We start from the raw sequence: 12,654 nt of genomic DNA, 5'->3' as shown, positions 1-12,654 counted from the left end.
GCCCCCCTGACCACTTGGCGGAGGCGGGCGCGCGCCCCGTCTGCCACAGTGGGGGGTGTACCTGGAAGTGCCTCCCCACCCCCGGCTGCGCCACCTGGTGCGGATGTACTGGCAGGTCGAGGAATTCCACGGGCCCGGCCAGGAGGAACACCGTTTCATGCCCGAGCACACCGTGCGCCTCACCTTTTTTAGCGGCGACTCCTGGCAGGCGGGCGCGGGGCCGGACTCGCCGCTGGAACGCCTGCCTGGCGCCACGCTGACCGGCATGCTGCTGTCGCCCCGGCGCTTGGTGTCGGTGGGCCTGACGCGGGCGCTGGGCGTGGAACTGTATCCCTGGGGCGCGCGCCAACTGTTCGGCTGGTCCATGGAGGTACAAGGGCTGGACCTGACCCCAGTGTCGGCGCCGGTCAGCCGCGCGGTGCCGGCCCTGCTGCGGGCGGGCGCCTGGGCCGAGGCCCGCGACGTGCTGGATGATTGGCTGCTGGAACGCCTGAGCCTCCACGAGCGCGAACTGGGCCCTGCCGTGCAGGCGGCGGCTGCTCTGTACGCCTCGCTAGGCACGGCGCGCATTGGCGCTCTTGCCCAGGAACTGAACGTGAGCCCACGTCACCTGGAACGCGGCTTCGCGCACGAGGTGGGCGTGAATGCCAAGACGCTGGCCCGCCTGATCCGCTTTGAAGAAGCCCACAACCGCCTGTATGTGAACCCAGACGAGCCTCTGGCCGGTCTGGCGGTTGATCTGGGCTTTGCCGACCAGGCCCACCTGACCCGCGAATTCCGCGCGCTGGCGCACATGACGCCGGGGTCGTTTGCTGCCTATGCCCGGCAGATGACCCATGTCCACGACGCGCTGAACCCGGCGAACACGCTGGGTTCCGTGACGCCGGTGGTGGCCGCGCCCCGGCCCACTGAGGGCCCGTAAAGGCGACTGGGGCGCTGTCGCATTTCTACAAGAGCTGCCGCCCGCCTCTCCCCTACCCTGCGGAGCATGACTGGTTCTTCCTCACCCCGTACGCCCCTGCTGTTTCTGCTCAGCACGGCCTTTCTCTTTTCCATCGGCATGACGCTGGTGTTTCCGGTGCTGCCGTTCATCGTGATGCAGTACGTCCCCAACGAGCACCAGCAGGCCGGAGTGATTGGTCTGCTGACCGCTGTGTTCGCGCTGCTGTCGTTTTTCTCTGCGCCCGTGATGGGCGCCCTGAGCGACACCTATGGCCGCAAACCGGTGCTGATTGCCAGCCTGCTGGGCTCGGCGGTGGGATACGTGCTGTTTGGGATTGGCGGCAGCCTGGCCATGCTGTTTCTGGGCCGCGCGATTGACGGCCTGACCGCGGGCGGCATGAGCGCCATGTTCGGCTACATTGCCGACCACACCAGCAAGGCCGAGCGCGGCAAGGTGTTTGGACAGATTGGCGCCACCGTCGGGGCAGGCTTCATCATCGGGCCGGCCATTGGGGGGCTGCTGTCGCACGTCAGCCTGTCGGCGCCCATGTACGCCGCCGCCGCCGTGTGCCTGCTCAACAGCCTGTGGGGGGCGCTGGCCATGCGCGAACACCGCCCTGCCCGCACCGAGCGCGCGCCGTTCGATGCCGCGCACCTGAATCCCTTCTTGCAACTCAAGGGCGCCCTGGCCTACCCCGTGATTCGCCGCCTGGTCACCGTCAGCGTGCTGTTCGTGGTGCCCTTCAGCATCATGGGGGTCAGCAACGCCCTGCTCACGCGCGATGTGTTCGGCTGGGGACCCGGCCAGGTCAGCACGCTGTTTATTGTGGTGGGCGTGGCCGACATCATCGCGCAGGGCTTTTTGCTCCCCCACCTCATCCGCTGGCTGGGCGAGCGCGGTGTGGCGCAGCTGGGCCTGGGGCTGGGCTCGGTGGGCCTGATCGGCCTGGCGCTGCTGCCTGCGGTGCATTCCGCGCCGCTGGCGTACATCGGCGTGCTGTTCTTCGCCACAGGCGAGGGCATTTTCAACGCGGCCCTGGGCACGCTGCTGTCCATTTCCGCCCCCGAAGACGCCCAGGGCCGGGTGCAGGGCGGCTCGCAGGCCTTCAACGCGCTGGCGCAGATTGCCGGGCCACTGACCGGCGGGGCGCTGTACGCCCGCTTTGGCCCCGGCGCCACGTATGGGGCAGGCGCCGCCATGGTCCTGGTGGCGCTGGCCGTCCTGACCGGCAGCCACACGCCCACGCCCGACCTTCACGCGGCGGAAGCGGCAGACTGAAGACGCGAACCAGCCCAGGGCCAGACCTTCCCGTCTGGCCCTGTTTCATGCTTGGGGGCGCCAAACTCCATACACTGACTCCCAATGCGGCAGTATCTGGACCTCCTTCAGCACGTCCTTGACCACGGCACCGTGAAAACCGACCGCACCGGCACCGGCACGCGGTCGGTCTTTGGGCACCAGATGCGCTTTGACCTGCGAGAAGGCTTTCCACTGGTCACCACAAAAAAGGTGCACCTGAAAAGCGTGATCTACGAACTGCTGTGGTTCCTGCGCGGCGAGAGCAACGTTCACTGGCTTCAGGAACGCGGCGTGAGCATCTGGGATGAGTGGGCGGACGAAGAGGGCGAACTGGGACCGGTGTACGGGGTGCAATGGAAAAGCTGGCCCACGCTGGACGGCGGTCACATTGACCAGATTGCCAGGGTCGTGGAGCAGATCAAAAGCAACCCCGACTCGCGCCGCCTGATCGTCTCGGCGTGGAACGTGGCCCAGATTGACCAGATGGCGCTGCCTCCGTGCCACGCCCTGTTTCAGTTCTATGTGGCGGATGGGCGCCTGAGCTGCCAGCTTTATCAGCGCAGCGCGGACGTTTTTTTGGGCGTGCCTTTTAACATCGCTTCCTACGCCCTGCTCACCCTAATGGTCGCTCAGGTCTGCGGGCTGGAACCCGGCGAGTTCATCTGGACCGGGGGCGATGTGCACCTCTATAGCAATCATCTGGAACAGGCCAGGCTGCAACTGTCGCGCGAGCCCCGGCCCCTCCCCACCATGCACCTGAACCCGGACGTGACGGATCTGTTCGCCTTCCGCTATGAGGACTTTCGCCTGGAAGGCTATGATCCCCACCCCGCCATCAAGGCCCCGGTGGCGGTGTGAAACGCCCCAGTTTCGACGATCTGGGCCTCGCCACCGCCCGGCTGTGGTCAGGGCGCAGCGCGGACACCAAGGTGCAGGTGGACAGCGGCCTTATTCATTTGGCCTGCAGTGGGCAATAAGCCTATGGCGAAGGTCAGCGGGATTTACGCCATTGTCCACCGGGAAAGTGGGAAGGTTTATATCGGAAGTGCTGTGGATATTGCCAGCCGCTGGAGGCTGCACAGGAAGCAGCTTCAGGATGGCACCCACCACGCCGTCCAGCTGCAAAGGGCCTGGAGGAAATATGGCCCCCTGACTTTCGAGTGGCGCGTGCTGGAGCAGTGTCCTGCCCCCGAGCTGCTCGCACTGGAGCAGACATACCTCGACTCCATGCCTGAGGCCGAGAAGTACAACTCCTCTCCCACAGCGCGCAGTCCGCTGGGCACCAAGCACCGGCCGGAAGTGGTCGAGGCGATGCGGCAGCGGGTTATCGCGGCCTATGCTGACCCCGTCTTCAGGGCCAAACACCGCGAGGCCCAGAAGCGGCGCTTTGCCGATCCCGCCCAGAAAGACGTCATTCGAAAGCGCAACAGCGGCCTGTACCGCGTGACTTCGCCAGCCGGCGAGGTGATGGAAGTGGAGGGCATGACGCGCTTTTGCAAAGAGCGGGGTCTGTCTTCGACTCGAATGCTGGCTCTCGCCCGTGGCCACAGCAGCAAGAAAGACTTCAAAGGATGGAAGGTGGAAGAGCTTCGACCGTCGCGTTCTGGTCTGGGCCGCCGCACCGGAAGCCTGCCCGCCCTGCCCAACAATCCCAGAGGGTGGCGCAACCAGAAAGCGTTTGTCGCCCGCGCGCCGGATGGAAGGACCCTTGAGGGTGTGGGCCTCGCCGCCTTCGCCCGGCAGACGGGGTTGAGCGAGGAAGGGCTGCGCAACGTCGCCGCCCGCCGAAATGCCCACTGCGGGGGTTGGGTGATCCGCTGGAAGAATGATTATCAGGGCGAATCCGACCTGCTGATCCCCACGCGTGGCCGGGGCATGGTCAGGCGCTACCTCCTGACGAGTCCAACGGGCGAGGTGCACCGAACAGACAACCTTTCAGGATTCGCCGCGCAACACGGCCTGAATGCGCCCACCCTTGTCGAAGTGGCCAGAGGCAGGAGAAATCATCATCACCGCTGGAGGTGTATCTATGACGACCAAGAAACAGCAGGAATGGGACAGAACCTACCTGCAGACCGCGCAGTTGTTCGCCAGTCATTCTCATGACCCTGCGCTCAAAGTTGGCGCTGTGGTGGTTGACCAGGCAAACGGCTCCATCATTTCCATCGGCATCAACGGGCGTGGGCGTGGCCGGCCCAATGTGCGGCTTTCAGACGAGCCGGGAAAATCCGGATGCGCCCACGCTGAAATGAATGCGCTGGCGCGCGCATCCTGGCAAGGTGAAAAGTCGTACACCCTTTATGTCACCCACTCACCCTGCGCGGTGTGCGCCGCCTTGATTTTGAATGTCCCGATCAAACGGGTGGTGTACGGCACGGCTTACCGCGACAACACAGGAATCAATGAGCTGGTGGAAGGCGGGGTGGAGGTTGTTCATCTCTCGTAAGGCCCTGCTGGCCGCCAACTGGAACGCCGAGGGCCACACCCTGTACGTGACCCACGAACCCTGCGCCGCCTGTGCCCGGCTGATCGTGAATGCGCGCCGGATCAGCCGGGTGCTGTACGAAACGAATTACCGCGAGACGCTGCGGGTGGACGCCGGACTGCCCAGCGGCGAGGCCATTTTGCGCGCAGCGGGCATCCAGGTGGAGTGCCGGGGGAGCACCGATGGCGCCTGAACTCTTTGCCATCGTGGCCATGACGCCGGGGCGCGTGATTGGTAGGGGCGGCACCCTGCCCTGGCGCCTGCCCGCCGATCTGGCGCACTTCCGGCGGCACAGCCTGGGGGTGCCGAACGTCATGGGCCGCAAGGTCTGGGATTCGCTGGGGGGCCGCGCGCTGCCGGGGCGGGCCAACATCGTCCTCACGCGCAACCGCGCGTTGGTGGCGCCCGGGGCCACGGTGGTGCATAGCCCCGAAGCCGCCCTGGCGGCGGCTGGGGACGCGCCCCGCATAGCCATCATTGGCGGAGAGGAGATTTACCGCCTGTACCTGCCGCAGCTCACCCGGATCGAACTGACCCTGGTGCATGCCGATCTGGACGGCGACACCTTTTTCCCGGAGCTGCCGGGCGGCTGGCAGGTGCAGCAGGAAACCGTGCGGCCCGCCGACGAGCGCAACCCCTACGACCTCACGTTCCAGACCCTGCGGCGCCCGCTGGCCCCCACCGTGCCTCGCCCGCAATCCTGAAGTGGCCCGGGCTGGCACAATGCCGGGCATGAGTCTGGTGGATGTTGCCATTGTTGGGGCGGGGCCGGTGGGACTGGCCGCCGCTATCGCCTGCAAGCGCGCGGGCCTGAGTTATGTGGTGCTGGAAAAGGGCTGCGTGGTGAACGCCATTTTCGAGTACCCCACCTACATGACCTTTTTCACCACCGCCCCCGAGCTGGAAATTGGCAATCACCCCATGGTGACCGGCCACGACAAGCCCGACCGCCGCGACGCCCTGATGTATTACCGGCTGGTGGCCCAGCGCGAGGCCCTGAACGTGGAGCAGTACACCGAGGTTAAGCGGGTGCACGCCGCGCCGGCCGGGTTCACCCTGGAAATAGAAAGACGCGACGGCACGCCCGGCGTGGTGGAAGCGCGGCGGGTGGTGGTGGCCACCGGGTACTACGACAACCCGCATGTCATGGGCATTCCCGGCGAAGATTCCGAGAATGTCAGCCACTACTACACCGAGGCCCACCCGTTCATGGGCCTGAACGTGACGGTGATTGGCGCGGGCAACAGCGCCGCCGACGCCGCCCTGGACCTGTGGCGCAGCGGCGTGAATGTCACCATGATTGTGCGCGCCCCGGAACTGAAATCCACCATCAAATACTGGGTGCGCCCGGACCTGGAAAACCGCATCAAGGAAGGCAGCATCGCCGCGCACTTCAACTCGCAGGTCGTGGAGATTCACCCGGAGCATGTGCTCGTGCAGCGCCCTGACGGCACCACCTGGAACCTGCCCACCCACTTCACCTTCGCCCTGACCGGCTACCGCCCCGACCTGTCGTTCCTGTCGGGCCTGGGGCTGGCGCAGCACCCCGACGAATGCCTGGTGCTGGACGAGCATTACCAGAGCAGCGTGCCGGGGCTGTTCGTGGTGGGCAGCGCGGGCTTTGCGGGCAAGACCAACCAGGTGTTTATCGAGAACGGCCGGCATCATGCCGTGGCCGCCGTGGCCGAGATTGAGCGGCAACTGGCAGCCGCGCAACCGCTGGCGCTGGGCTAAGCCGCGCAGCCGGCCCAAACCTTATCTGCCGCTCTGGGCCCCTGGGTCCGGGGCGGTTGCATATGTGCCCTGCTTCCCCCACCTCTCCCCTGTGCGTGAAGGTTCGCCTTCATCGGTGCCGGCGGGGGGCGTGGAATACTCGCGCCATGTTCAGCCCCTTCCGGCACACCTACGTGCTGAGCGCCCTGCTGCTGGTGGCCGGGCCCAGCGCCCCAGCCCAGACGGCCTCTCCCCCACCCCCCGCGCAGACGGTCCCAGTGATTCCGGCGGTGCCGCCCAGCGAACCCGCCCCTGTGCCCCCGGCCCCGCCCACCGAGCCAGTGCCAGCGCCACCAGAGCCCACGCCCGCCCCGCCAGAAACGCCAGCACCTGCCCCGGCCACACCACCTGTCACACCGCCCGCTGCCAAAATCACCGCGCCGCTGCTGATCACCGTGAATGCCGCGTGGCCCGCGCTGGTGGACGGCAAGAAGACCACGGTGCCGTTCACCCGCACCCTGACCATTCCCGGTAAGCGCGTGGCGGCGCTGCGCCAGCGCGGCGTGATCACCGAGAGCCTGGAAGCGGACCTGCAGACCTTTCTGAAGGCCCTGCCCACCACGCCCAGGGACGCCCGCTTCGAGGAGCTGTGGAATGGCTGGGCAGTGGTGCAGCGCAACGGCCTGAGCGTGAACCTCGACAAGACGCGCGCCAACCTGCTTGCTGCCCTGAAAGACCCCAAAGGCGTGAAGGTGAACGTGGCGCTGGGCGCCCAGACCGCGCCCAAACGCACCCTGAGCTATTTCCTGTCGCGCGGCATCACCGCCCACCTGGGCACCGGCGAGACGAACTATTACGGCTCCAGCGACGCCCGGGTCACGAACATCCATGTGGGCGCCCGGCGCTTTCAGGACGTGCTGTTTGAAGGCAAAACGGTGTCCTTTAACCAGATGGTGGGCCCCATCAACCTGCGCACCGGATTCGTGACCGGGCTGGTCATTTCCGGCGAACGCACGGCCAACGGCGTGGGCGGCGGCATCTGTCAGGTCAGCACCACGGTCTTCCGCACGCTGTACAGCGCGGGCCTGCCCATTCTGGAGCGCCGCAACCACTCCTATCAGGTGCGCTACTACGACCCCCAGGGGCTGGACGCCACCATCTACCAGCCCAGCCAGGACCTGAAATTTGCCAACGACACCGGCGGCGCCCTGTGGTTCCAGAGCGAGTGGAACGACGAGGAAGCCCGCTTAAGCATTCAAGTGTTCGGCAAGGCGCGCGACTTCACGGTGCAGATTGACGCGCCGCGCACCCTCAGCACCACGCCGCCGCCCCCGGACCGCGTCATCCGCGACGCCAGCCTGGGTGCCGGGCAGCGCAAGCAGGTGGACTGGGCCGCGCCGGGCGCCGTGATTGAGGTCACGCGCAAGTTCGTACGGGATGGCAAGGTGTTCAAGCAGGACACCCTGAAAAGCACCTACCGCCCCTGGCCGAACATTTTCCTGGTCGGCACGCGGTAAAGCAGCAGGGGGAGGGGGCGAGCCAGTACCGGCCTCGCCCCCTCGACCTTTTTCCCTTATTCCTCGGCGTAGCCCAGCAGGTTCAGAATCCGGTCGAGTTCCTCACGTGAGCCATAGTTCAGCTCTACGCGGCCCTTGTCTTCGCCCGTGATGCGCACGCGGGTGCCGGTGCGGCGGCTGAGGTCCAGTTCCAGCTGCCGGAAGGCGCGCGGCGGATTCACCTTGATGGGCTCGCTGCCGGCGCGCTTCTCGCGGGTCAGGGCCTCGGCCTCGCGCACGCTGAGGCTGCGCTCGGTGATCTGCGCCAGTGCCCAGGCGCGGTCGCCTTCGGGCTGGGCCAGGATGGCGCGGGCGTGCCCGGCACTGATCTGCCCGGCGTCCAGCGCGCGCAGGGCGGCGTCCGGCAGGGTCAGCAGGCGCAGGGCATTCGCCACCGCCGAGCGGCTTTTGCCCACTGCCTGGGCCACGCCCTCCTGGTTCAACCCCTGTTCCTGCAGGGCCTGGTAGGCGCGCGCCTCTTCCAGCGGGCCCAGGTCCTCGCGCTGCAGGTTTTCCACGATGGCGATTTCCAGCGCCTCGCGGTCCCCCAGGTCGCGGATGATCACCGGCACTTCGCTCAGGCCAGCCAGCTGACTGGCGCGCCAGCGGCGCTCCCCGGCCACAATCTCGAAGTGCTCGGCGCGGGGGCGCACCAGCAGCGGCTGCAGCACGCCCTTTTCGCGGATGCTCTGGGCCAGTTCGGCCAGGGCCTCGGGGGCGAACACCTGCCGGGGCTGGTAGGCCGCCTGCACGATCCGGTCCAGGGCCAGCGTCTGCACCTGCGGACCCTCGGCTTTCCCGGTTTCGGCGGGCTTGCCCAGCAGCGCGTCCAGGCCACGGCCCAGGCTAGATTTTTTCGACACGCTGCATCACCTCCTCGCTCAGGCGCTTGTAGGCCGCTGCCCCGGACGACAGCGGCGCAAAGGCGTTGATGGGCTTGGCAAAGCTGGGCGCTTCTGACAGGCGCACGTTGCGCGGCACCACCGACCAGAACACCAGTTCGCCAAAGTGGGCCCGCACCATGCTTTCCACCTCTTGCGAGAGGTTGGTGCGGCCGTCAAACATGGTGAGCACCACGCCCAGTACCTTCAGGCGGGGGTTCAGGCCTCCCTGCACCCGCTCCACTGTCTCCATCAGGCCAGCCAGCCCTTCCAGCGCGTAGTACTCGGCCTGCAAGGGAATCAGCAGGGCGTCGGCGGCGGCCAGCACGTTCACCGTCAGCGGCCCCAGGCTGGGCGGGGCGTCAATCAGCACCACGTCGTACCCCTGGATCGAGGCCAGCAGCCGCGCCAGGGCGTCGGGGTCCTCGGCCAGTTCCACGCCAGCGCCGGCCAGATCCGGGGTGGCAGGCAGCAGGTAGAGGCCCTTCTGCGCCGTTTCACGGGTAAAGTCCCCGGCGCGGGCGGGTTCGCCCAAGGCTTCGTACAGGCCCTGGGTGGCCCCGCGCTCGCCCAGGCCGCTGGTGGCGTTGCCCTGGGGGTCCATGTCCAGCAGCAGCACGCGCTTGCCGCCCGCCGCCAGGTAAGCCCCAAGGTTCACGGCGGTGGTGGTCTTGCCCACCCCCCCCTTCTGATTCACGATGCCCAGGACTTTCATGCCGGGCCCCGCACGCTTTTGACCGTCTGCATCCTGTTCACCGTGCCGCCCAGAATAGCGGCTGCGCGGCCGGCACGCCCTCACGGCGTGGGTACTTCTTCGGTGTGCGGCTCACCTTCTCCACCACGATCAGGGTCCGGGCGTCGCCCAGCACCGGCAGGGTAAAGGCGTCCACCCCAGTGACCCGCCCACCCAGTTCGCCCGCTGCGCGGCGCCCGGCCTGCAGCTCTTCCTCGGTGATGGGGCCTTTCTGGGCCACCAACAGGCCCCCAGGTTTCAGAAGCGGCAGCGCCAGTTCCGCCAGCACCGGCAGGGCGGCCACCGCGCGGCACACCACGCGGTCATAGGTCTCGCGGTGAGCGGGGTCGCGGCCCAGGGTCTCGGCGCGGCCCACCTGCGGGTGCACGTTGTTCAGGCCCAGGGTCTGGGCGGCGGCGCGCACGAACTCGATCTTCTTGCGAATGGAGTCCAGCGGGACAAACGTGGTGTCTGGCCGCAGAATCGCCAGCGGCAGCGCGGGAAAGCCCGCCCCGGTGCCCAGGTCCAGCACTTGTCCGGCGCCGTCCAGGTACCCACCACGCAGGCAGCTCAGCGAATCCACGAAATGCTTGAGCACGATGTCGGGTTCCGTCTTCAGGGCGGTCAGGTTGACCTTGCTGTTGGCGTCCTGCAGCAGCGCCATCAGCTGCGCGAAGGCAGGAACCTGGGCCTCAACGTCCAGCTCCAGTTCGGCGGCCCCCTGGCGCAGCAACGCCTCGCCTTCCGGGGTCATAAGCCGTACCTCGTTTTCATGTCCTGATACCTCTCGTATACGTGTTCATCCAGCGTCTCCAGCGGCAGGCTGTCCAGCAGTGGCAGCAGCGTTTCGCGCAGCACCTGCCCGCGCGCCATCCATTGAAAATACTGCCGGCCCCCGTGGGCATACGGCCCGTACAGCTTGGAGCCGGGGCACAGCCGCAGCAGCGTTTCAAAGAGCCGCTGGTGCCGGGTGTGCATGCGCAGGGTGATGTGCGGCTGCTTGCCGTCGCCACCAAAGTGCCCCTCGCCGATCAGCACGCCCACCAGCAGGCCCTGTTCAAATGTGTTCAATCGAGCCGCCTCCTTGTTTCACCGTCAAGTTTCCCGTGAAACAGTGAACCCGTCAAGAAAGCGCCGGAGCCTCAGCCCCGGCTTTCCCCTTCTTGTTTCACCGTCAGGTTTCCCGTGAAACAGTCTGTCCCTTCAGGTGGACCAGCAAGGCGCTGATGTCCGCGTGGCGCACCCCAGAGATGCGGCTGGCCTGCTCCACGGTGCGCGGCTGGGCGCGGCCCAGTTTCTCGCGGGCCTCGTTCGACAGGGCGGCCACTGTTGCAAAATCCACGCCCTCCAGGCTCAGATCACGGGAACGGTCCTCGGCACGCAGTTGCTGCTGGGCCCGGCGGATGTAGCCGGCGTACTTCACCCGGATTTCCACCGCTTCCCGCTCGGCAGCCGACAGCTCGGGCAGGGTGACGCCCAGGACCTCTACATCCGCCAGCGAGAACTCCGGGCGGCGCAGCCACGCGTCGCCACTCTGGCCCTGAACGCGTTGCCCTTCTAGGGCCGCCACACCCCCCTGCACCCGGGCGTATTTGGCCTGCACCTGGGCCAGGGCCGCGTCATCCACCAGCCCCAGGGTGTGACCCAGTGGGGTCATGCGTTCGTCGGCATTGTCCTGGCGCACCAGCAGACGGTGCTCGACCCGACTGGTCATCATGCGGTAGGGCTCGTTGCTGCCCTTGAACACCAACTCGTCCAGCAGCACGCCGATATACCCCGTCTCGCGGCCGATGAACTGCTCTGTTTCGCCTAGGGCACGCCGGGCCGCTGCGGTCCCGGCCACCAGCCCCTGCGCCGCCGCTTCCTCATAGCCGCTGGTGCCGTTGATCTGCCCGGCCGTAAACACCCCCGGCAGCAACTTCGACTCCAGGTTCAGGGTGAGTTCCTGCGAGTCCACCACGTCGTATTCCACGGCGTAGGCGTAGCGCTGGATCACGGCGCGCTCAAAACCAGGCAGGGTGCGCACCAGGGCGTCTTGCAGGTGCGGCGGCAGCGAGGAGCTGAACCCCTGCAGGTACACCTCGCTGGTCTGCACGCCGTCGGGTTCCACGAACAGCAGGTGACGGTCATGGTGGGCAAAGCGCACCACCTTGTCCTCAATGCTGGGGCAGTAACGCGGGCCCAAGCCCTCGATGTCCCCGGCGAACATCGGCGATTCGTGCAGGTTCTCCTGAATCAGGCGGTGCGTTTCGGGCGTGGTGTGCGTCTGCCAGGTGGGCGACTCGGCGGCGCGGGAGCCCGGGGTTCCGGTAAAGCCGCGCGGCTGGGGGTCGGCCGGAATTTCCAGCAGGGCGGCGAAGTCCACCGCGTCGGCCCGCACCCGGGGCGGGGTGCCGGTCTTGTAGCGCTTGAGCACATGCCCCGCGCGGGCCAGCGGCGCCGACAGGAAGCGCGAGGGCGGCTCGCCCTGCCGGCCTTCGGCGCGGGACTGGCGGCCGTACCACGTCACGCCACGCATGAAGGTGCCGGCCGCGACCACCACCGAGCGCGCGCCCAGTCGGCGGCCATCGGTGGTCACGACCAGCCAGCCGCCGCGCCCGTCGCTTTCGAGGTCGGCAGCCTCACCGCGCAGAATCTCGATATTGGGGTGACCGAAAATCACGTCCTGGGCCCGCTCGGCATACGCGTCGCGCTCGTTCTGCACCCGCAGCGACTGTACGGCCGGGCCCTTGCTGGCATTCAGCACCCGGGTGTGAATGGCCGTGTCGTCGGCCAGCCGGCCCATCAGGCCGCCCATCGCCTGCACCTCAAAGACCAGCTGGCTCTTGCCGGGGCCGCCCACCGCCGGGTTACAGGGCATACGGCCCACCGTGGCCGGATTGCCAATCAGCAGCGCCACACGGGCAAACTTGGCGGCTGCCCACGCCGCTTCCAGGCCCGCGTGGCCCCCGCCGATCACCAGTACATTCCAGCCGCTCATCAGGGCCGCAGTGTACCGGGCCCCGGCGCGGCGCAGGGTGATCCGCTTCGCTGATCAGGGGCAT

At 67.2% G+C, this 12,654-nt stretch carries 15 protein-coding genes; 10 read left to right on the top strand and 5 right to left on the bottom strand.

Features of this window, described 5'->3' with window-relative positions; genetic code table 11:
- Positions 1 to 67: 67 nt before the first annotated feature.
- From K7W41_RS16100 to K7W41_RS16060, 10 genes are all read left to right on the top strand, one after another.
- Complete coding sequence (locus K7W41_RS16100) at positions 68 to 922, top strand: AraC family transcriptional regulator (RefSeq protein WP_224610515.1); 855 nt, start codon at positions 68 to 70, stop codon at positions 920 to 922.
- A gap of 66 nt (positions 923 to 988) precedes the next feature.
- Complete coding sequence (locus tag K7W41_RS16095) at positions 989 to 2,221, top strand: MFS transporter (protein WP_224610513.1); 1,233 nt, start codon at positions 989 to 991, stop codon at positions 2,219 to 2,221.
- An 84-nt stretch (positions 2,222 to 2,305) separates the two neighbouring features.
- Positions 2,306 to 3,100 carry a thymidylate synthase gene (locus K7W41_RS16090; RefSeq protein ID WP_224610511.1) on the top strand — a complete coding sequence of 265 codons (795 nt, stop codon included), beginning with the start codon at positions 2,306 to 2,308 and terminating at the stop codon, positions 3,098 to 3,100.
- On the top strand, positions 3,097 to 3,219 hold the full coding sequence (locus K7W41_RS23560) for a hypothetical protein (protein WP_263489907.1): 123 nt from the start codon (positions 3,097 to 3,099) through the stop codon (positions 3,217 to 3,219). The genes K7W41_RS16090 and K7W41_RS23560 overlap by 4 nt, the downstream gene beginning before the upstream one ends.
- Positions 3,220 to 3,223: 4 nt before the next feature.
- Positions 3,224 to 4,348, top strand: a complete 1,125-nt coding sequence (locus tag K7W41_RS16085; RefSeq protein ID WP_224610509.1) for a GIY-YIG nuclease family protein — start codon at positions 3,224 to 3,226, stop codon at positions 4,346 to 4,348.
- Complete coding sequence (locus K7W41_RS16080) at positions 4,272 to 4,688, top strand: deaminase (protein WP_107138357.1); 417 nt, start codon at positions 4,272 to 4,274, stop codon at positions 4,686 to 4,688. The genes K7W41_RS16085 and K7W41_RS16080 overlap by 77 nt, the downstream gene beginning before the upstream one ends.
- Positions 4,672 to 4,920 (top strand): deaminase, encoded by a 249-nt coding sequence (locus K7W41_RS16075; protein ID WP_224610507.1) that lies wholly within the window; start codon positions 4,672 to 4,674, stop codon positions 4,918 to 4,920. Before K7W41_RS16080 ends, K7W41_RS16075 begins: the two co-directional genes overlap by 17 nt.
- Positions 4,910 to 5,431 carry a dihydrofolate reductase gene (locus K7W41_RS16070; protein ID WP_224610505.1) on the top strand — a complete coding sequence of 174 codons (522 nt, stop codon included), beginning with the start codon at positions 4,910 to 4,912 and terminating at the stop codon, positions 5,429 to 5,431. Before K7W41_RS16075 ends, K7W41_RS16070 begins: the two co-directional genes overlap by 11 nt.
- Positions 5,432 to 5,459: 28 nt before the next feature.
- Positions 5,460 to 6,461 carry a YpdA family putative bacillithiol disulfide reductase gene (locus K7W41_RS16065; RefSeq protein WP_224610504.1) on the top strand — a complete coding sequence of 334 codons (1,002 nt, stop codon included), beginning with the start codon at positions 5,460 to 5,462 and terminating at the stop codon, positions 6,459 to 6,461.
- Between the two features lie 146 nt (positions 6,462 to 6,607).
- A complete protein-coding gene (locus K7W41_RS16060) occupies positions 6,608 to 7,957 on the top strand; it encodes a VanW family protein (protein ID WP_224610502.1) in 1,350 nt (449 codons plus the stop codon).
- Positions 7,958 to 8,013: 56 nt separating this feature from the next.
- On the opposite strand, the gene K7W41_RS16055 is transcribed toward K7W41_RS16060, so the two are convergent.
- The 5 genes from K7W41_RS16055 to mnmG all read right to left on the bottom strand — a co-directional run bounded on the left by K7W41_RS16055 (position 8,014) and on the right by mnmG (position 12,590).
- Positions 8,014 to 8,859 (bottom strand): ParB/RepB/Spo0J family partition protein, encoded by an 846-nt coding sequence (locus K7W41_RS16055; protein ID WP_224610493.1) that lies wholly within the window; start codon positions 8,857 to 8,859, stop codon positions 8,014 to 8,016.
- A complete protein-coding gene (locus tag K7W41_RS16050; protein ID WP_221090091.1) occupies positions 8,843 to 9,592 on the bottom strand; it encodes a ParA family protein in 750 nt (249 codons plus the stop codon). Before K7W41_RS16050 ends, K7W41_RS16055 begins: the two co-directional genes overlap by 17 nt.
- Before the next feature lie 37 nt (positions 9,593 to 9,629).
- Positions 9,630 to 10,364, bottom strand: a complete 735-nt coding sequence (gene rsmG / locus K7W41_RS16045) for a 16S rRNA (guanine(527)-N(7))-methyltransferase RsmG (RefSeq protein ID WP_224610491.1) — start codon at positions 10,362 to 10,364, stop codon at positions 9,630 to 9,632.
- Complete coding sequence (locus K7W41_RS16040) at positions 10,361 to 10,681, bottom strand: hypothetical protein (RefSeq protein WP_224610489.1); 321 nt, start codon at positions 10,679 to 10,681, stop codon at positions 10,361 to 10,363. Before K7W41_RS16040 ends, rsmG begins: the two co-directional genes overlap by 4 nt.
- Before the next feature lie 103 nt (positions 10,682 to 10,784).
- Positions 10,785 to 12,590 carry a tRNA uridine-5-carboxymethylaminomethyl(34) synthesis enzyme MnmG gene (gene mnmG / locus K7W41_RS16035; protein ID WP_224610487.1) on the bottom strand — a complete coding sequence of 602 codons (1,806 nt, stop codon included), beginning with the start codon at positions 12,588 to 12,590 and terminating at the stop codon, positions 10,785 to 10,787.
- Between the last annotated feature and the right edge of the window lie 64 nt (positions 12,591 to 12,654).

The organism is Deinococcus multiflagellatus (assembly GCF_020166415.1).
Classification (GTDB): domain Bacteria; phylum Deinococcota; class Deinococci; order Deinococcales; family Deinococcaceae; genus Deinococcus; species Deinococcus multiflagellatus.
Note: the sequence above shows the minus strand (reverse complement) of the source record. Positions and strands in the feature narration are given on the sequence as shown.